Source organism: Granulicella sp. L56, assembly GCF_009765835.1.
Lineage (GTDB): Bacteria > Acidobacteriota > Terriglobia > Terriglobales > Acidobacteriaceae > Edaphobacter.
This window is the reverse complement of sequence record NZ_LMUS01000004.1, coordinates 160,081-179,619: the sequence shown is the minus strand read 5'-3', so window position 1 is coordinate 179,619 and position 19,539 is coordinate 160,081. Positions and strand designations below refer to the sequence as shown.

Annotated in this window: 17 protein-coding genes and 1 tRNA gene; 12 read left to right on the top strand and 6 right to left on the bottom strand. The window is 57.2% G+C overall.

Annotation, left to right across the window (positions count from 1 at the left end; genetic code table 11):
• Positions 1–14: 14 nt before the first annotated feature.
• Both GSQ81_RS07670 and GSQ81_RS07665 read right to left on the bottom strand, forming a co-directional pair.
• Positions 15–944, bottom strand: coding sequence for a choice-of-anchor A family protein (locus GSQ81_RS07670; protein ID WP_158910187.1), 930 nt, complete (start codon positions 942–944; stop codon positions 15–17).
• Positions 945–1,144: 200 nt separating this feature from the next.
• Positions 1,145–1,654: an O-acetyl-ADP-ribose deacetylase gene (locus tag GSQ81_RS07665; RefSeq protein WP_158910186.1), complete on the bottom strand. Its 510-nt coding sequence runs from the start codon at positions 1,652–1,654 to the stop codon at positions 1,145–1,147.
• Between the two features lie 76 nt (positions 1,655–1,730).
• Between GSQ81_RS07665 and scpB the strand changes: the two genes are divergently transcribed.
• The 4 genes from scpB to GSQ81_RS07645 all read left to right on the top strand — a co-directional run bounded on the left by scpB (position 1,731) and on the right by GSQ81_RS07645 (position 5,311).
• Positions 1,731–2,762: an SMC-Scp complex subunit ScpB gene (gene scpB / locus GSQ81_RS07660; RefSeq protein ID WP_158910185.1), complete on the top strand. Its 1,032-nt coding sequence runs from the start codon at positions 1,731–1,733 to the stop codon at positions 2,760–2,762.
• 71 nt (positions 2,763–2,833) lie between these two features.
• Positions 2,834–3,772, top strand: a complete 939-nt coding sequence (locus tag GSQ81_RS07655) for a pseudouridine synthase (RefSeq protein ID WP_158910184.1) — start codon at positions 2,834–2,836, stop codon at positions 3,770–3,772.
• Positions 3,773–4,041: 269 nt separating this feature from the next.
• Complete coding sequence (gene msrA, locus GSQ81_RS07650; protein WP_174237950.1) at positions 4,042–4,518, top strand: peptide-methionine (S)-S-oxide reductase MsrA; 477 nt, start codon at positions 4,042–4,044, stop codon at positions 4,516–4,518.
• A 40-nt stretch (positions 4,519–4,558) separates the two neighbouring features.
• Positions 4,559–5,311: a class I SAM-dependent methyltransferase gene (locus GSQ81_RS07645; RefSeq protein ID WP_158910183.1), complete on the top strand. Its 753-nt coding sequence runs from the start codon at positions 4,559–4,561 to the stop codon at positions 5,309–5,311.
• A 19-nt stretch (positions 5,312–5,330) separates the two neighbouring features.
• Here the strand turns inward: GSQ81_RS07645 and GSQ81_RS07640 are convergent, their stop codons facing one another.
• The 3 genes from GSQ81_RS07640 to GSQ81_RS07630 form a co-directional block, all read right to left on the bottom strand.
• A complete protein-coding gene (locus tag GSQ81_RS07640) occupies positions 5,331–6,308 on the bottom strand; it encodes a glycosyltransferase family 2 protein (protein WP_158910182.1) in 978 nt (325 codons plus the stop codon).
• The gene (locus GSQ81_RS07635; protein WP_158910181.1) at positions 6,305–7,447 is read right to left on the bottom strand and encodes a glycosyltransferase family 9 protein; all 1,143 of its coding nucleotides are present in this window, start codon (positions 7,445–7,447) and stop codon (positions 6,305–6,307) included. The genes GSQ81_RS07640 and GSQ81_RS07635 overlap by 4 nt, the downstream gene beginning before the upstream one ends.
• Positions 7,448–7,616: 169 nt before the next feature.
• Positions 7,617–9,002 carry a lipopolysaccharide biosynthesis protein gene (locus tag GSQ81_RS07630; RefSeq protein ID WP_158910180.1) on the bottom strand — a complete coding sequence of 462 codons (1,386 nt, stop codon included), beginning with the start codon at positions 9,000–9,002 and terminating at the stop codon, positions 7,617–7,619.
• Positions 9,003–9,062: 60 nt separating this feature from the next.
• Between GSQ81_RS07630 and GSQ81_RS07625 the strand changes: the two genes are divergently transcribed.
• The 7 genes from GSQ81_RS07625 to GSQ81_RS07595 all read left to right on the top strand — a co-directional run bounded on the left by GSQ81_RS07625 (position 9,063) and on the right by GSQ81_RS07595 (position 18,771).
• Positions 9,063–10,145 carry a glycosyltransferase family 2 protein gene (locus GSQ81_RS07625; RefSeq protein WP_158910179.1) on the top strand — a complete coding sequence of 361 codons (1,083 nt, stop codon included), beginning with the start codon at positions 9,063–9,065 and terminating at the stop codon, positions 10,143–10,145.
• 393 nt (positions 10,146–10,538) lie between these two features.
• On the top strand, positions 10,539–12,059 hold the full coding sequence (locus tag GSQ81_RS07620) for a DEAD/DEAH box helicase (RefSeq protein ID WP_158910178.1): 1,521 nt from the start codon (positions 10,539–10,541) through the stop codon (positions 12,057–12,059).
• 316 nt (positions 12,060–12,375) lie between these two features.
• Positions 12,376–14,013, top strand: coding sequence for an ABC-F family ATP-binding cassette domain-containing protein (locus GSQ81_RS07615; protein WP_158910177.1), 1,638 nt, complete (start codon positions 12,376–12,378; stop codon positions 14,011–14,013).
• Between the two features lie 74 nt (positions 14,014–14,087).
• Positions 14,088–15,221 (top strand): alkaline phosphatase family protein, encoded by a 1,134-nt coding sequence (locus GSQ81_RS07610; RefSeq protein ID WP_158910176.1) that lies wholly within the window; start codon positions 14,088–14,090, stop codon positions 15,219–15,221.
• 148 nt (positions 15,222–15,369) lie between these two features.
• Positions 15,370–16,611, top strand: a complete 1,242-nt coding sequence (gene rocD, locus GSQ81_RS07605) for an ornithine--oxo-acid transaminase (RefSeq protein ID WP_158910175.1) — start codon at positions 15,370–15,372, stop codon at positions 16,609–16,611.
• Between the two features lie 16 nt (positions 16,612–16,627).
• Complete coding sequence (locus GSQ81_RS07600; RefSeq protein ID WP_254060067.1) at positions 16,628–17,020, top strand: DUF2237 family protein; 393 nt, start codon at positions 16,628–16,630, stop codon at positions 17,018–17,020.
• A 164-nt stretch (positions 17,021–17,184) separates the two neighbouring features.
• Positions 17,185–18,771: a tetratricopeptide repeat protein gene (locus GSQ81_RS07595; protein WP_158910173.1), complete on the top strand. Its 1,587-nt coding sequence runs from the start codon at positions 17,185–17,187 to the stop codon at positions 18,769–18,771.
• Between the two features lie 22 nt (positions 18,772–18,793).
• Here GSQ81_RS07595 and GSQ81_RS07590 read toward each other — a convergent pair.
• Positions 18,794–18,870: transfer RNA gene (locus GSQ81_RS07590), tRNA-Arg, on the bottom strand.
• 100 nt (positions 18,871–18,970) lie between these two features.
• On the opposite strand from GSQ81_RS07590, the gene GSQ81_RS07585 reads away from it, so the two are divergent.
• Positions 18,971–19,537: a DUF2911 domain-containing protein gene (locus tag GSQ81_RS07585; protein ID WP_158910172.1), complete on the top strand. Its 567-nt coding sequence runs from the start codon at positions 18,971–18,973 to the stop codon at positions 19,535–19,537.
• Positions 19,538–19,539: the final 2 nt, after the last annotated feature.

Genomic DNA, 19,539 nt, shown 5'->3' with positions numbered 1-19,539 from the left:
GCTTTTGCTTTTTACTAGCTTAGTCTGCGGCGAAGCGCGGCGGCTAAGCCGAGCATCCCCGTACCCATCAGCATCAGCGAAGCGGGTTCTGGTGTGACTGCACTTGGTCCATCGGGAAGCGTGCCCGTGAACTCTACATTGTGTACTTCTCCGGTCTGGCCGATCTGGGCAGCGATAAAGTTGCCGGCCATCTGGCTGTTTCCACTGAGAACTGCAAAGGGAGCAAGGATAGAGGCGCTGAACTGGCCATCGATCGTGACTGTCTGCGCGGTGGCGAAGTTGAAGAGGATATCGGCGTCGGCTGCACTGTCGCCGGAGGTCTGGTTCTGGTTGTAGTAGAGTCCGGTGCCCAGTGTGACGTTGGTTCCGGCGACGTTGATGATGATGGTGGAACCCGCGGGTGCCTGGATGTCGATGGGGTGGTTGGTGTCGGCAAACTCCGCTGCGGTGATGTTGAAGATGTTCAAGCTGGGGTCAGTACCCTTCAGGACAAAGAAGGAAGGGTTGACGCCGGGCTGGTTGGTGCCGAGCACGCTGCCAGTAGAGGTGAGCGCGGCGAGAGTGAGCGTTTCGGCGTCGAGCGAGGTGCGCAGGGAGTTGAAGTCAATGCCCGACGAACCGGTGGTGACGCGATGGCCGCCGCCGTTGAAGTTGAAGTTGCCATTGCTGCCTGGAGCGTAGGCGTTGCCGTGGCTATTCAGGTTGAACTGCTCGCCCGAGTTGAGGCCGTTGGCGGAGACGAAGTCGTAGGTCGCTGCCGAGCCATAGGGGTCGGCGTTGAGGCTGCTGCCGATGGTGGTGCCGACGGTGATCTGGTTGGCGGCGGCGACGCGACCGGTAATGTCGGCGTTGGTGCTGATATTTCCTGCGATCAACGTGTTGCCGTTCGCATCTACGGTACCCAAGGCGACCAGGTTATATGCACTGGCGATCCCGAATGGCATCGATTCGGCATGGCACACACCTGCGAAGAGAGACAAGCTAGCAGAGAGGAGAAGAAACTTTTTGAGGAACATGCCGAGCTAATAAGCAGTTTGCATGCCAAACGAAAATACCCAATAGAAGGTAGATTTTTCGGGGTTACAAGCGAACTTTGGCTGAAATATAGGCAAGAGTTTTCCCTAAAATGCAAAATTATGCCACTTCAGTTGCCCATGGCGAGGACCTTCTCGTAGATCTGCGCTGTGGGCTCGTCAAAGCAGCAGAAGATGACCTGGTCTAAACCGCTTGCCTGTATATGCTCCCGGACTGCCCGGACGGCGATCTCTGCAGCCTGCTGCCGAGGAAAGTGATAGATTCCAGTCGAAATTGCCGGGAAGGCGATGGACTTTGCCTCGTGCTCGCGGGCAAGCTCCATGCAGCGGCGGTAGCAGCCAGCCAGCAATTCGGGTTCGTTATGAGTGCCCCCGCTCCAGACCGGCCCAACGGCGTGGAAGACCCACTTTGCCGGAAGATTGAAGCCGGGTGTGGCCTTGGCCGAGCCAGTGGGACAGCCACCCAGCTTCTCACAGGCGCAAAGCAGCTCTTTACCTGCTGCGCGGTGAATGGCACCATCGACGCCTCCTCCGCCCGGCAGAGAGGAGTTGGCCGCGTTGACGATGGCATCGACCTGGAGCTTCGTAATGTCGCCGCGAAAGACTTCGAACCGAGCCATTTGGCCTCCGGAACTAAAACATAATATTGAGATACCGGCAAGCGAGTGCGGCGTTGGTATGCTTAGTGGATAAATTATGAGTCTTAAAGCCAAGATCGAAGCCGTCATCTATGCCTCGGAAGAGCCAGTCACGCTGGCCCAACTTGTTGGGCTGCTTGGGCAGGAAGCCCAGGCCGAACTCGACCAGATTGAAGCGGCCCAGCAATCGCTTGATTTAGAACTGGCTCCGTCTGATGAGGAGGCCCTCAACAGCGAGGTGCTTGACGAGCCGGAACAAGCGACGTCGGCGAGTGAAGGAGAGACCCCCGAGCCGCCAGCTAGCGAACAGGCTTCGGTCGAGGCGGCTGAGCAGGGAAGCGAAGCTCCGGCTGATGCCGCGTCGGACGACAAGAAGGCCGTGCGTGAGACAAAGGAGAAAGAGCGCCGCCTGCGGGAGTACTTCCGCGCTATGCTCGACCAGCTCATCAACGATTACGCCAATGGAGATCGCGGTCTGGAGATTCGCGAGGTTGCCAGCGGTTATCGGCTGGCCACCAAGCCGGAGTACCACGATGCCGTCCGCGGCTTCGTCAAATCGCTGAAGCCACCCCTGAAACTGTCGTTGCAGGCACTGGAGACGCTGGCCGTGGTTGCGTACAAGCAGCCGGTGACGGCGCCCGAAATCTCGGAGATTCGCGGTGTGGATTCTGGTGGCGTACTGGGCAGTCTGATGGCGCGCAAGCTGGTTACCACGGCCGGGCGCAAGCAGGTCATCGGCCGGCCGATCCTCTACAAGACGACGCGCGACTTTCTGCTGCGCTTCGGTCTCAAGGACATCAACGAGCTGCCCAGCATCGAGGAGTTCGAGAAGATGGCGGGCGAACTGGCCGAGCAGGAAGAGATCCCGATGGAGCACCACGCTCCGGAGACCGCCGAAGAGCTTGAGTCTGAGAAGCATACCCATATTGCCCAGGCCGATGGCAGCCCCGACGCCGAGGACGATCCTCTCGATGTGGAGCTGGAAGACGATGCCGATGATGCCCAATCAGAGGTTAAGGGCGCCTCTGCGAACGAAGAGGAAGCCCCTGTTGAAGCGTCCGAAGATCCCGCACAGCAAGGCGAAAATTAGCGGCGAGGTACAATCCAAAGAGCAGCACTCACGACCGCGATGAGCAGCCCCGCAGTCAGAAAGACAGGAAGATGACAACGAAATCCATTAATAAGCCTCAGGACGCTCCTCAGGGCGACCGCCTCCAGAAGATTCTTGCGCAGGCCGGTATCGCCAGCCGCCGCAAGGCCGAACAGATCATCCTCGATGGACGCGTGCAGGTTAACGGCACTGTCATCAAGGAACTCGGCACCCGCCACGACATTTCAAAAGACCATATCCGCGTCGATGGGAAACTTCTCCATGGTCGGGAGCAGCAGCGCTACTACATGCTCAACAAGCCGCGTGGCTATGTCACAACGCTGGACGATCCAGAGAAGCGCCCCACTGTCATGGAGCTGATGACGAAGCAGAAGGGACCGCATGGCGACCATGTGCGGCTTTACCCTGTGGGCCGTCTCGACTACCTCTCCGAAGGACTGTTGCTGATGACCAATGACGGGGAGTTGGCGAACTCGCTCTCGAAGGCAGCCGCAGGGGTGGAGAAGACTTATCTGGTGAAGGTGAGCGGGCAGCCGGCGGCCAGCGGGCTCGATCAGATTCGCCGCGGCATCATGATCGATCGTGGACGCCTGAATGAAGTTCGTAGTGGACGCCGCGACCGTGTCATTACGGCCCCGGCCAGGATTGAGCTGGTGCGCGGAGGAGATAATCCCTGGTACGAGCTGACGCTGACCGAGGGACGCAATCGGCAACTTCGCAAGATGTTCGAAGAGATCGGAAACCATGTCGAAAAGATTCGCCGTATCGGCTATGGGGCCCTTCGACTCGATGTGCCGCCGGGTGAGTTCCGGGAACTGACTCCGGGTGAAGTGACCGCACTAGGACGTGCTGCCAAGGGCCAGAAGGTCGTTCCGAAGAGGAAGACGCCGGAATTTGCGCAGCTCAAAACTCCTGCGAAACCGAAGTCGAGCAAGCCGCGCCGCACGTTTACAGGGAAATCCACAGCACCTCGACGAAGACCGGTTTAACTTCTTTTTTCATTCTTTGTTTTTTAGGTAAGTCAGCTTGTAGCTGGCTTTACGGCGGCTTTGCCGCGTGCGAAAACGGATTCGTCTAAGTTGAAGTAAACATTGGTCAAGATTGCCTTATCCCTTGGTTGCGCTCCTTCCCCTTGAGTGCTATTTGGCGCACTTGACGCAGGTATCGCCTAAGGCACAAAATACTCGAGCTATTCACAGGAGGTGGCGATGACAAACTTGAACCCAGCGCATCCAATGAATCAGCAAAGGAGTATTTCGTGGCAATTGAAAAGGCAACATTTGGAGCAGGATGTTTTTGGGGTGTAGAGACCCGTTTTAGTGAACTCACAGGCGTTATTGACACAGCAGTAGGATACGAAGGCGGAGACCTCGAACACCCGACCTATCAAGAAGTTTGTAGCGACCGCACCGGCCACGCGGAAGTCGTACAAGTTAAGTTTGACCCGTCCCGTCTCTCCTACGAGGCACTCCTTGACGCATTCTTCGCGCTTCACGATCCTACCCAGGTAAATCGCCAGGGGCCGGACTGGGGAACGCAGTATCGCAGCGTCATCTTCACCCACAACGAGCAGCAGTTCGCCGAGGCACGAGCGAAGATCGCCGAACTGAACGCCTCTGGCACCTACCGCCAACCGATTGCCACCAGGGTAGAGCCTTCGAAGACATTCTGGAAGGCTGAGGAGTACCACCAGCGTTATCTGGAGAAGCGCGGCATGGTGAGCTGTCATATCTAGCTGAATCAGCATTTGCGATAACACGATAAGATGTGGGGGTATGCCACAGTTAGTTCAGCGTGCAACCACACGTCTCAGATGCATCGCTCAGAGTCGTATCCACCGACATGTCTATCTGCCCTATGTCGTCGACAAAATTGGACTGGAGATTGGCGGCCCGAGCGAGGTCTTTCGGCGTCGCCAACCACTTGAACTTTATCCAAACGTAGGTAGTTTGGATAATTGCGATTTTTCGCGGTCTACTGTCTGGGCGGAACAGCAGGATAACTACAAATTCGATGCTGAAAGGGATTCCGGCAAGAGCATCTTCTGCGATGGCTCGGACTTGGTCTCTGTCGAGGACAACACGTACGATTTTGTATTGTCTTCTCACAATCTGGAACACTTCGCCAATCCCGTGAAGGCGTTGAAAGAATGGAAGAGGGTTATCCGTCCATCTGGCGCGCTGATCCTTGCGCTGCCGGACCACCGAAAGACCTTCGACCATCGTCGCGAACCGACGAGTGTGGACCATATGCTCGAAGATTTCAAGCGGAATACGGGAGAAGACGATCTCACCCATGTTCCGGAGATTCTGGAGAAGCACGATCTCAGCATGGATCCCGGTGCAGGGTCCGCAGAGCAATTCCGGGAGCGGTCCCTGAATAACTTTTCCCATCGGTGCCTGCATCACCATGTCTTCGATGAAAAGAATAGTCGGGAGTTATTACAGCGCACCGGATTTGAGGTGCGGTGCGTCTATTTCGGTCTTCCTTGCCACATCTGCATCGTGGCAACAGTGCGCGACAACTGAGCCGCATGGGATATACGAATTATCGAGTTTGATTGCTTGTCGCGTTCATGTCCCACAGGTAGCGCAGCATGGACAAATTGTTCGGCGCCCAAGGCACGTACAAGCCATATCGCAGCGCTATCCAGACACGCACAAACCTCTGATTACTTTGCGGGCATCGTAAGAGGTTCTGTAACAGGTGAAGTTTGTTCGGTGGTAACTCGCTGCCATATGCGCGCAACATGGCTTTTGCCTGGCGCTCCATTAGATCCAATCGTCGCTGTTCTTCTTTGTTGTCGTGTGGCTGAGCTGCCGCCGACCGGTCTTGCATTTCTATTGCTCCAAGTATATTTCCGCCGTGTTGTCGATAGAGTACTGTCTGCACGGGCACGGCTTCGCCTGCTCCAAATGCCGACGCCACGAGGGCGACCCAACTGTCGTGCATGTCCGCCGCCTCCGGCATACGCAATGCGAGTTCTACCAGACTACGATTTGCCATCGCGGTGGATCCGGTGACGACATTTTGCCCAATCAGTCGAGCGAAGTGATTGACCTGCCGGGGATTGAGGCAATGAAGTTTCCAGAGCGATTCGGCTATCGTCGCCAGGTTCTCATCAACTACACGTAGATCGGTAAACGCCAGCAGGGGGACCGTTGTGCCATGCCTCGCTTCGAGCCGCCCCATCGCCTGCATCGTCAACGTCAGCTTTTGCGGCAACCAGACGTCGTCCTGGTCGGCGAAACAGATATATTCGCTGGTTGAAGCTTCCATCAGCCGCAGAAAATTCCATTTGGGATGACCGGTTCCAGCGCTTGCAGGCAGCACCCGGAAATGGCTTGGAAGACGCCCCGCATATTCCTTGAGAATCGATACCGTGCCGTCGGTCGATCCATCGTCTCGGGCCAGCACTCGCCAATTTCCATAATCCTGCGCCAGGATTGAGTCGATCTGTTCGCGCAGAAAGCGCTCGCCGTTATAAGTAGCCAGCAGAATTTCAATCTCAGGCGTGTTGTTCAACTTTGTACTCCAGTTGGCGTCGCGTGGATAGCTTCGGCCCGCTCCATCTGAAGCGTGGCGGCTTGGAGCACTTCGAAGGGCTGGATTGTTTTGATGCAGTGGGCTTCCGCCGCTTCGCAGCATAGAAGACAAGGAGGGACGCATTTAGAAGGGCGGCAGAACGCCACATGTGGACCAATCGGATGGATGCGTCGCGGGTTCCACGGTCCATCGGGATCGTATCCTTCTTCAGAGATAAAGAGAATGACGGTCGGTACACCCAATGCTCCAGCAACATGTCCGGGGCCGGAGTCATTACCGAGGAACAGCTTCGCATGAGAGATCAGCGTCGCCGATTCCGACAGGCTTGTCCCGCCTGCGACCAGCGTAGCCCAGCCACCGTTGTGCTCGTGTAACTGTCGTGCAATTGCTGCATCATGAGCGCCAGATAGCACCACCACCTGAAGCCCTTTGGCGCGAAGATCTTGCATCACCTGCGCCCATAACTCAATCGGCCATACCTTCTTTGGCATACTTGCGCCAGGTGCAATCACTGCAAAGGGCGAGGTTGCGTCCACTCCGATCCGGTCTGCCAAACTGGGCCAGTCGATCGCTGCGGCGATCTGTTTTAGTGAGACGATGACGCTGGCGCAGATTTCCCGAGTGTCAACTTTCGGAATTAATCCTGCGTTACGCAAGAGCAGACAGAACTTCGCCGCCTCGTGCATGCCACGGCCACCTTGAATTCGTTCGGTTAGCAGGGCATCACGATGCGGAAGTTGCTTCTGTTGAGCAGCGCTTACATCGGAGGCGAAACCTATTCGGCGCGACGCTCCTGTCAAATAGCCGAGCATATTTGATCGGAAGAGATCATCACCCCATCGTGGCATCACGCATATCGTTGGGGCACTCTGGCGCATCTGCTGCCAGTAGCAACCCACCACGCGCAATGTGCGCTGCACTGAGAGTGACCGGGTTATAGGAGGAGCGCTGCCTAACTTCAGAGCGTAGACATGGTCGATGGCTGACATTCTTTGCAGAAGAGGGGCAGCTCCGGCTTCCACGGCGCACTCAATCCTGGCGTGTGGATGCTCTTTGCGCAGAGCTTCGATCATCGGCATCTTTAGGATGGTGTCACCCAGATGCGATGTCAGACTCACAATCAAAAACCTCTCCTGCCCCCCCGGCGGCTTTGAACCGGATTGCGGCAGGATACGCAGCATCCGTGCCAGATTTACGCTCCATCGAAAGGCAAATATTGCTGATCGGTCCAACAGTGGTAGATAAATCTGGTGGTAGAGAGGGCCCAGCACTGGTTTCAATACGCGCTTAAGCATGTTGCTTATCTCGTATATCTAAAATCGCTGCCTTCTGAGGAGGCCGATAAAGAGCCCGCCATACAATCACTGTTTGCGGTACTACCAGAATCAGCAGATAGGACAGAATTGTTCCGAGGATCACCCCAAGGCTTCCCAATCTCTTTACCAGATAGATCGACAGGACAATATTCAATGCTGCCGCAAATACAGAAAGTATGCCCTGAACTTTGATCCGATTGATTGCCGCCAGCAAGCATGCCTGTAGCTCCATTCCTGCACAAAGCAATGTCCAGGCGCAAATGGCGAAGAGGAGCAACGCAGTTGGCACAGCCGCCGGTCCTGCATACCATCGGATCAGCCATTGTCCAAAAAAGCTCAGGATCAGAACCGCTATCGCAACTGCTCCCATGGCTACCTTGACAGTGTTCCAGAACATCCGGCGCACCCAGCCATACTCGCCGCGCGCGTACGCCTCTGCATATGCCGGCCATAGCGAAGGCAGCACGGCGGTCTGTAATACCGCGGCATATCCCGCAAGTCTCCAGGTCACGCTGTACGGAGTTACGTCGGCTGCACCCAGATAATGCGTAATGATCAGGTTATCTGAATTGAAGACCACGATGCCGGCCAGTTGCAGGACAAAAAATCCCATTCCTGTGCTCATCAAGTCGCTGACGACCGCTCGCCGTATAAAGCGTGGCGACGGCATGAGCCAAGGCCTGTCCCACAGGTTTACCCAGATGTTAAGCAAGACATTGCCGAACAGCAGGGCACAGGAGTACATCAGCATTAGTGTGACCAATGAACCACGCAGCTTAATTACGGTCACAATAACTATTAGCGATAGTATGTTGCTCATCAAGGTGAAATAGTTTGTGATTTGTGTCTGCTGATATCCGCTCAGGATTCTGTGCACTAGATTGAGCGGCAGACTCAAGAGGAAGAATCCCAGCGCAATCGCAACACATAGGGAGACCTCGTGAATCAAGGCTGGGTTTTGAAGATGAAAAAGATCTCCCCAATTCATGTGTGGCCATAGCATCAAGGCGATGAGGCCAAGAACGGTACTAATGCTGACGCTACTCCAGAAAGCTGTCGCATAATAACGCTGGGCAGCTCCCCGATCATCGTGGGCATACGCTTGGGAGATCATATTGGTAAGCGTATTTGCTATGCCCAAATCCATTACCGCCAGCATCACCACTGTCGTGCTGATCGTAATCCAAATGCCATATTGCAGTGGGCCAAGATATCGGATTGTGAGCGGCAGGGTTATAGCGCTCACCAGCAGTGCGACCCCTCGGCTTACCAAAGCGGAAGCGCCTCCGTGGAGAATGCGGCCCAATCGCGGGTCTTCGCTGATGCGACGACGAATGCGCTGCATTGAAGAATACATAAAACTCCAGATTCCTCTGCCATTCTAACTGTGTGACTAGGGAGAGGGTGGGAGTGAATCATGTTCGCAAGCGAAACGCTCAAAACATTGAGCAAAGTTTCGAAAAGCCCGGATACGATATTTTTCTTTCCAGCGTTGAACAAGAGAACATCTTGCAGCACGAAAAGGCTTCGGCGTGCATGGTGCCGTGGAATAGACTTGATGCAGAAAGCGGATGAGTCCGGCACAGATCGGCAGGAGATAGTTGAGATTGCAGATATGGTAAGCAACGGCGTATGCGCGGTGATTGTCACCTTTCATCCAGATCCGGATGTATTGGAAAATCTATCGAAGGTGCGACAGCAGGTGCAGGGTTTGGTCGTGGTCGACAACGGTTCTCCACAGGGTGCAATCCATCGGCTGCGATCTGCGAGCCACCAGGTAGGGTTTGAACTGATTGAGAACGGCGAAAATCTTGGGATTGGCGCTGCTTTGAACACTGGTATCCGTTGGGCTGAAGCCAATGCATTCGAATGGGTCATCCTCTTCGATCAGGACAGCGCCGTCACGGAAGGATTCATGGATGCCATGCTCCATGCTTTCGAAAACATCTCAAAGAGAGACCGGCTTGGGATTCTTGTTCCCCGCTATGTTGATAAACGTTCTGGAATCCCTCTCCCGCAGGATGCAGCAAAGAGCGGTGGCCTTGAGACTGCGATGACGTCAGGCAGCTTGATGCGCGTCTCCTCGTTTCGTGAGCATGGTTTGTTTGAAGAGGAACTCTTTATCGACAGTGTCGACAGTGAATATAGTCTTCGTCTGCGCAGCAGCGGACACCTGATTGAAGAGTGCAGAGATGCGGTCCTTTTACATTCTCCCGGCCATCCGACGGTCCTTCGACTTTGGGGCGTCCGGCTCTTTCAAACGGCCAACTACAGCGCAGTTCGGCGTTACTACCAGGATCGGAATCGAATCTGGCTGACGCGGAAATACTGGAAAATTTTCCCAAAGTTCTGTCTCAGACTTTATCGGGACAGCTTCAAGGAACATGCCAAAACCATTCTCGGAGAAGACCAGAAATGGAACAAGTGCTACTGTGCCGGTCTGGGAATATTGGACGGTCTGCGCGGGCACATGGGCAAATTCGATAGAAATAGGGATTGAAAGGCTTCGAATCCAATCTGCTTCACCTGCTCCCGAGGCCTTGGCAGATACGTTGCGAAGATGCATGGACAGCAGAGTCCTTCGTAGAGGGCAATCTGTGGTATTCTGTTTATGCACTCTGGAAAGAACGAGTGCGGGCATCGCAGGCAAAGACCCTCCATGGAATTCGGGGTTTGGCCAGAGACTGCGATTCGCCTCTCCCCACCGCTTATCTTCCTTCAAAAAATCGGAAGCCGCGCTGGTTGCTCTGGCTGGAAGGCCCGTCACAGGACAGGTCTCGCCGTGCAGCAGCAGCGCTTCGATAACCGACAGCAATGCTGATATCAGAATCCATGGTGCTTCGGCACCCCTGCATCCATTCGTCGATCTCTCCAACTCCTTAAAGGATAATTCTTGACTACCGCAACTCTTGAACCACAAGCACTTATACCCCAGGCTGAAGTTAGCGCCAGCGTAAACTCGACCAGCCTTCCCCTCACCAACGATGTTCGCTTCACCGACTTCAACATCTCTGACTCCCTCAAAAACCGTCTAAGCAATGCTGGCTTTAGCATTCCCACTCCGGTTCAGGCCAAGGCTATTCCGCCAGCGCTCGAAGGCGCAGACATCCTTGCCACCGCCTCGACCGGCACGGGCAAGACGCTCAGCTTCCTGATCCCGATGATCGAGCGCATGGATGCAAACTCTGTACCCAGCACAAAAGGCAAGCGCGGTCCGATTCGCGCCCTGATTTTGCTGCCCACCCGCGAGCTTGCGATGCAGGTGCTCGAAGCCTATTGGAAGCTGGTTCCCGGCTCGAAGAACGATGCTGTGCTGGTCTGTGGCGGCCTGTCGGAGAACAACCAGCTTGACCAACTCGACCGCGGCCCGCGCCTGGTTGTGGCCACGCCGGGACGGCTCGAAGACTTCCTGCGCCGTCGCGAGATCAACATCAACGCCGTCGAGATGCTTGTGCTCGACGAAGTGGACCGCATGTTGGACATGGGCTTTCTGCCCGCCATCCGCCGCATCGTCGGCGCGGTACCGAAGACCCGGCAGACGATGTGCTACTCGGCCACGCTCGACGCCAATATCCGCGAGATCGTTCGCGACTACGTCAACAAGCCGGTCCGCATCGAGATCGGCCAGACCTCGAAGCCCTCTGATCGTGTAGAGCTTCGCGTCTACACCGTCATGCAGGACCAGAAGCTGGGCCTGCTCGACCAGATGCTGCGCGAAGAGGAGGGAACCTTCCTCGTCTTCTCGCGCACCAAGCATGGAGCCGATCGCATCTCGAAGAAGCTGGAGAGGCTGGGCCACGACTCCGACGTCATTCACGGAGACCGTAGCCAGTCGCAGCGTACGGCGGCTCTGAAGGGTTTCCAGAACGGCAAGCACCGCGTTCTTGTCGCCACCGACGTTGCGGCGCGCGGCATCGACGTGCAGGACATTGCTCACGTCGTGAACTACGATCTGCCCAATGCCTCCGAGGACTTTGTTCACCGCATCGGCCGCACCGGTCGCGCTGGCAAGAAGGGGGTTGCGACCACCTTCGTCATGCCTCAGGAAAAGCACGACGCCCGCAAGCTGGAGCGTGAGCTGAAGATAAAGTTCGAGTGGCGCGAAGCCGATAAGAATCTTGAGAAGGAACTGCGCAATCAACCCCTCGACACAACAGCTCAGGGACAGAATTTGATGCAGCTCGAAAGCCGTTCCTGGCGCGGCAACGATCCTGTTACCCCGATGGCCGCAAGCCCCAGCCCCTACAAGGCGGCGAAGGGAAGCGGCGGTGGTGGCTTCCGCAGCCGCGGCAAGAGTGGCGGCGGCGGATTCTCCGGTGGACGCAGCTCTGGAGGTCGCGGGCCCGGCGCAGGCAGCCGTCCCAGCAGCCGCCCCGGTAGCAGCCGCTCTGGTCCAGCTCGTCGCGGCCAATAAACGAAACCCGATCGCGCTTCCTCTCTGCGTGCCAACCAGCCGCAGAGGGGGAGCAGCGTTTTAATTTCTGTAGTTGGACAATACTTTCGCTAAAGTCATGTCCGAAAATATAGCCGGCTTCAGCGAACTCTCAGCTATCGTCGAAAAGGACTAGAGCTTCGTCCTGCGCATCCGCAGCCTGGACTCACCGGGGTTTATGGATGGCTCGTTTCCACGCTTGCTCCTATTTTTACGATGGCGTTTGCCATGCGTTGCTCGTGCATTGACTTCTTGATCGGCGCCGCAACGCAAAGCCCTGTAAAATAGAAGGAATCCCATGATCTCAGTCTCCAATGTCACCATGCGCTACGGCTCGAAGCTGCTCTTCGAGGATGTCTCCGTCACCTTCACCCAGGGCCGCCGCTACGGCCTCACCGGTCCCAACGGGGCCGGCAAATCCACCTTTATGAAGGTGCTCACCGGCGAGATCGACGCCCAGAAGGGCAACGTCGTCCGCCCCAAAAAAATCGGTGTTCTCTCGCAGGACCAGTACGCCTTCGACGCCTACCGCGTCATTGACACCGTCATCATGGGGAACAAGGCCCTGTGGGCTGCGCTTGAAGAGCGCGAAGTGATCTATGCCAAACCCGAGATGACCGATGAAGACGGTTCACGTCTTGGAGAACTCGAAGGCATCGTCGGTGACGAGGACGGCTACGAGGCCGAGTCCAACGCCGCTGTGCTGCTGCAAGGGCTCGATATCCCCGACGAACTGCACGAGCGCCATATGTCCGAGCTGCAGGGCGGTCAGAAGGTACGTGTGCTGCTGGCGCAGGCACTCTTCGGCAATCCGCAGGCGCTGCTGCTCGACGAGCCGACGAACTATCTCGACCTCGAATCGATCCACTGGCTCGAGGACTTCCTCCTCCGCTATAACGGCACCGTCATCACCATCTCGCACGATCGGCACTTCCTCAACAACGTTTGCACCCATATCGCCGACATCGACTACGAGACCATCATCACCTACAACGGCGGCTACGACGACATGGTCTTCCAGAAGACCAGCGTCCGCACCCGCATCGAGAGCCAGAACGAGCAGCGCGAAAAGAAGATCGCCCAGCTCAACGACTTCATCGCCCGCTTCAGCGCCGGTACGCGCAGCTCGCAGGTCAACTCCCGCAAAAAGGAAGTCGAGCGCCTCGCCACCAGCGAACTCGCGCGCTCCAACATCGCGCGCCCCTTCATCAGCTTCAAGATGGAACGCCCCTCGGGAAAGAACGTCCTTGAGTTCGAGAAGGTCAACAAGACCTACGAGCAGAAGGACGGCAAGGTCGAGCACGTCATTAATAACTTCTCCGCCGCTGTTACCCGAGGCGACAAGGTCATCCTCATGGGCCGCAACGGGCAAGGCAAGACCACGCTCCTCAAAGCCCTGCTGGCCAACGGCCCCGGCGTCGAAGAGAAGGACGTCTCCATCGACTCCGGCTTAGTCAAGTGGGGCCACGAAGTCTCCATCGGCTACTTCGCGCAGGACCACAAGGGCTCGATCGAGCTGGGCATGACGGCCAGCGACTGGCTGCACCAGTTTGACCCATCGGCCACCAAGGAAGACATCCGTGGCATCCTCGGCCAGATGCTCTTCAAGGGCGAAGAAGGCCTCAAGAAGACGGACGCACTATCCGGTGGTGAGGCGGCGCGGCTGCTCTTCTGCAAGATCATGTTGCAGAAGCCCAACATCCTCGTCCTTGACGAGCCCACCAATCACCTTGACCTCGAGAGCATCAACGCGCTCAACCAGGCGATTCAGAAGTACGAAGGAACCGTCTTCCTCGTCACTCACGACCAGGATCTCATCGAAGAGGCCGGAACCCGCATCTGGCACTTCGAGGGCGGCCCCGACAACTTCCGCATCACCGACCACAAGGGCCCCTACGAGGAATACCAGCAGCAGCTTCAAATGGCCGCAAAGTAGACGCAGCCAAACGCCGCTTGAATTAAAACTTCGAAACATGTTCATTTCAGCGAAAGCTGATCTAGCATGGCGGCATGAAGTTTTGCCTGAAGAAACTCTCTGTCTTTTTTGCCATCGTTGGCGCGTCCGCAGCAGTAACACCGTTGCGGGCGCAGACCACCGCCCGACCAGCCGATCCCGCTAACGAACACGTCCTTCTGGTGATGACGGACGGTCTGCGCTGGCAGGAAGTCTTCCGGGGTGCTGACCCATCGCTGCTGACCAAGGCCAACAACGACAATCTCTCCATCGACTCACTCGTCCGCCAATATGTGCGCTCGACTCCGCAGCAGGCCCGCGCCGCGTTGATGCCGTTTCTCTGGAGCCACATCGTCCCCGAAGGCGAGATCTACGGCAACCGCGACAAGGACTCTGACGCGCACGTCACCAACGGCTTCAACTTTTCCTACCCCGGCTACAACGAAACCCTGACAGGCCACGCCGACCCGCGCATCAACTCCAACGACCCAACCCCCAATCCCAATGTCACCGTCTTCGAGTGGCTGAACAAGCAGCCCGGCCTCACCGGCAAGACAGCCGCCTTTGGTGCATGGAGCGTAATCGCTGACGCCTTCAACCGGGAGCGCTGCGGCTTTACCGACAATGCAGGCTTCGATCCGCTGACCTCCATCCCCATCACGCCCCGACTCGACCTGCTCAACCATCTCAAAGCAGAGACGCCGCGCCTCTGGGACGACGAGACCTTCGACGCATCGACCTTTTACACCTCGCTCGAATATATCGAGGCGAAACACCCACGGCTGTTTTATCTCTCTCTCGGCGACACCGATGAATTGGCTCACGCAGGCAGCTACGGCCGCTACCTCGAAGCTGCCAATCGCGTCGATCAGTACCTGCAACGCCTGTGGGAGTTCGTGCAATCCAATCCCGACTATCGCGATCACACCACACTGATCCTGCTCACCGACCACGGCCGAGGCGATGCGCCGGTGGAGTGGAAGAGCCACGGCCAGAAGATTCCTGCCTCGAAGTACATCTTCATCGCCGCCATGGGCCCCGGCATTCCGCACAACGGAGAAGTCTCCGGCGGCAGCCCCGTTACCCAGAGCCAGATTGCCGCCACCGTGGCCAAGCTAGTCGGCAAAGATTGGAACAAGCAGACGCCCGCCGCAGGCCAGCCATTGCCCGGCATTCTGGTCAGCCACTGAGGTTTAGCCGCGATACAGTCTAGCTTTTCTGATAGCTGTCCAACGTGGCGATAAGGCAATTCCCGGCGGATGGATTGTCCGGTTACAGCGCCATCCGCGCTCCGCGTGAAATAATAGGGAGATACCAGACACAAAAAAGGCGAAAGTCATGGCAGCCAGCACCCTCCAGCACGACACTCAGAGCGAGCAGCAGAAACTTCCCACCGCCGAATACATCCGGCTCGAAGACCAGTACGGCACCAAAAATTACAAGCCGCTCGATGTTGTCGTTGAGCGTGCCCAGGGCGTCTGGGTCTACGACGTCGAGGGCCGCCGCTACCTTGACTTCCTCGCGGCCTACTCCGCCGTCAATCAAGGGCACTGCCACCCGCGTATCCTCGCCGCCATGCTGGAGCAGGCGCAGCGCGTCACCCTCACCTCGCGCGCCTTCCGCAACGACCAGCTCCCGCTTTTCTACAAGGAGATTCACGACCTCACCGGCTTCGACATGACGCTGCCGATGAACTCCGGTACAGAGGCCGTCGAGTCCGCCCTGAAGCTCGCACGCAAGTGGGCCTACAAAGTTAAGGGCGTGCCTGACAATCAAGCCGAGATCATCGTCTGCGCCAACAACTTTCATGGCCGCACCATCTCCATCGTCAGCTTCTCCACCGACGCGCAATATCGCGACGGCTTCGGCCCCTTCCTGCCCGGCTTCAAGATCATTCCCTTCGGCGATGCCGCCGCCCTGCGCGCCGCCATCACGCCTAACACCGCCGCCTTCCTCGTCGAGCCAATTCAGGGCGAGGCCGGCATCCTGATGCCGCCTGATGGCTTCCTCAAAGAGGCCGCAGCCATCTGCCAACAGAATCGCGTCCTGCTGATCGCCGATGAGATTCAGTCCGGTCTTGGCCGCACTGGCAAGCTCTTCGCCTACGAGCACGAGGACATCAAGCCCGACATGCTCATCGTTGGCAAGGCGCTCGCGGGAGGCTTCTATCCTGTCTCCGCCGTCCTCAGCTCACGCGAAGTTCTCGGTCTGCTGCACCCGGGCGACCACGGCAGCACCTTCGGCGGCAATCCGCTTGCCTGCGCCGTAGCTCGCGCCTCGCTTCGGGTCATCGTCGAAGAAGATCTCGCCGGACGTTCCGCTGAACTCGGCAAACTTATGTTTAAGCGTCTGCGCCAGATCTCCAGCCCGCATATCCGCGAGATTCGTGGACGCGGCCTCTGGGCGGCCATCGAGCTCGACGGCCCCGCCCGCCCTGTCTGCGAGGCGCTCATGCGCGAAGGCATTCTGGCTAAGGAGACGCATGACAATGTCATCCGCCTCGCTCCGCCACTTATCATCGAAGAGAAAGACCTCCTCTGGGCGCTCGATCGCATCCAGTCTGTCCTCGAAAGCCTCTAAGGAACTCATGCTCGAAATGGAATCTGCAAAATCTGCTGGAAAAAATGTTCTCGGTCAACCGCTCGCGGTCTGTGGCTGCAACCCTATGACCGGCTTCTTCCGCGACGGCTGCTGCAACACCGGCCCTGCCGACCTCGGCGTTCACACGATCTGCTGTGTCGTCGACGAAAGCTTCTTGTCTGCCAGTAGAGCGCTGGGAAACGACCTTTCTACGCCGATGCCGCAGTATGGCTTCAGCGGCCTCAAGCCGGGCGACCGCTGGTGTGTCTGTGCCGCCCGCTGGCTCCAGGTGCAGCAGGCAGGAGCAGCCTGTCCTGTCGTCCTCGAAGCCACTCACGAGAACACCCTGAAGATTGTTCCCTTCGAACTCCTGATCCAATACGCCGTCATACCAGACCAGCTTCATTAGCCGCCTCTCATTGCGGAGAGCCGATCAACTTGCGGTTAGTATGGAGAGGTTGATATGGGCTGCGCGAGGATGGCGTGAGAGGCTGGCTACGAGCAAAGAGCACGGCAAAACATTCGGCTCGATTGTGGATGACTCGGTCGCTATGGCTGATTTTTCTATCTGGAATGTTGCATCAGGTTTTGCAGGCAGCGGTGCCTGTGAAGCAGGCTGATGCGGTCTGTGCCAAGTGCCACGCCGAGATATTCAACAAGTACCTCGGTACGCCGATGGCAAATGCGAGTGGTTCGGCGATGGATCACCTGATCCCGGGCGACTTCACCAGCGTAACTTCCGGCACGAAATATCGCATCCATGCGGAAGACAGCGCCGCATGGCTGGACTACGATGACCCGCAGAGTCCTCCGGCAAAGGGCCGCATGAGGCTCGACTACTTTTTAGGCTCGGGACATTTAGGCATCACCTATCTTTACTCGCTCGACAAGTATCTGCTGGAGTCTCCGGTGGCGTACTACACCAGCGCAAACGGCTATGACATGAAGCCGGGCTTTGACGGTCTGCGCGAGATGCCGTCAGCGATTCCAATGGAAGCAGGGTGTCTGCGCTGCCACATGAGCGGTGTCCGGCACAGCGATCCTGGTAGCGAGAACCACTACTCCGAAGAGCCGTTTCTCTACGGCGGCATTACCTGCGAGAGCTGCCATGGGGACACGAAAGCCCATGTGCTGAGCGCCGGCAAGATGGCTGTTCTCAATCCAGCCAAGCTCGATGCCGACCGCCGCGACTCCATCTGCATGAGCTGTCACCTTGAGGGCGATGTCTCCGTAGAAAAAAAAGGACGCTCCGTAGTCGATTTTAAGCCCGGCGAGCCTATCTCCCGTTATCTCTCATACTTCGTCTACGCAAGCGCTGGCGCAACCGCCCGCGGAGTCAGCGAGGTAGAGCAGTTCGACACCAGCATGTGCAAGCGCGCGAGTGGCAGCAAGATGTCCTGCACCAACTGCCATGATCCGCACTACACTCCTCTGGCTGCCGAGCGCGCCGCGTTTTATCGCGGCAAGTGTCTTGCCTGCCACAACCAGGCTGCCTTTGTGAAGGAGCATCATCCCGAGAACCTGGATTGCACTAGCTGCCATATGCCGCGCAGCAAAGCTCAAAATATTCCGCATGTGGCATGGACGGACCATCGCATTTTGCGACAGCCGAAGATGGATTTAGCGGATGTCAATCCTGCCCACCCCGATAACCTGGTGCCCATCTTCTCTCCCTCCGCAACGCCGCGAGATACGGCTCTGGCATATTACGCGGCCGCGATGGAAGGACACACAGACGACCGCGAGCGGGCCTACACGATGTTGACCGCGGCCCATCAGAATGATCCTGACGATGTACAAGTGTTGCGGTCGCTGGGCCTGCTCGCAGGAATGAGCGGGGATACGCAGCTTGCCGGGTCGCTCTTCCGCAACGTACTGAAGCTAAGCCCGACCGACCAGACCGCGGCATCGGATCTCGCGGTGCTTGAAGCGAAGACAGGAGACCTGCAAGGCGCGCTCGGACTGCTGCAGCCGGTCTTCAACCGTAATCAGGATTCACTGGGACTTGCCATGAATCTGGCTGCCGTCGAATGCTTGCTGGGCGACGGAACTGCAGCACGCTCCACGATTGAAACAGCGCTCAAGTACAACCCGGGCTCCCGCGAACTGACGAACCGGTTGAAGCAGACGAGTTCGTGTGCTGTAGCTCGTCCGAAATAGCGATGGGAGAGGAAAGTAGAAGTGGTGCACCCGAGAAGATTCGAACTTCTGACCTACAGCTTCGGAGGCTGCCGCTCTATCCAGCTGAGCTACGGGTGCGTTCCTCTAGCGTAGCATGATCGTTGCGCCGGTTGACAGCCTCGCCGCCGCGGTACAACATCGAACCACCCTCCGGAAATCCGGGAAAGAGAGATAAATTATGTTCTTCCGCTCGATCGCAACCCTGGCTTGTACGGCCCTACTTGCTACCGCCAGCCTCACCGCTCAAATGCCGGATCGCATGAACGATATGCCAGCGCCGGATTCCGCCAAGCCGCTGGCCAGCCCAGCCGCCATCGCCAAAGTTACTCTCAACGGCAAGCAGATCGTCATCCACTACAACACCCCCTTGATGCGTGGCCGCAAGATTATGGGAGAGCTTGTTCCCTACGGCAAGGTCTGGCGTACCGGTGCCAATCCCGCAACAACCCTCATCACCAAAGCCAATCTGAAGATCGGAACCCTCGACGTTCCTGCCGGAACCTACACCATCTACACCCTGCCCAACGCGGATCAGTGGCTGCTCATCGTCAACAAGCAGACCGGCCAGTGGGGAACTGTCTATAACGAGAATCAGGATCTGGGGCGCACCCCAATGAAGGGCAACACCTTACCTGCTCCGCAGGAAAAGATGTCCATCTCCTTCGAGCACACCAAGGGAAACAGCACCGAGCTGCACGTCAAATGGGAGAAAACGGACGAATTCGTCAACGTCACTGCAGAGTAAGA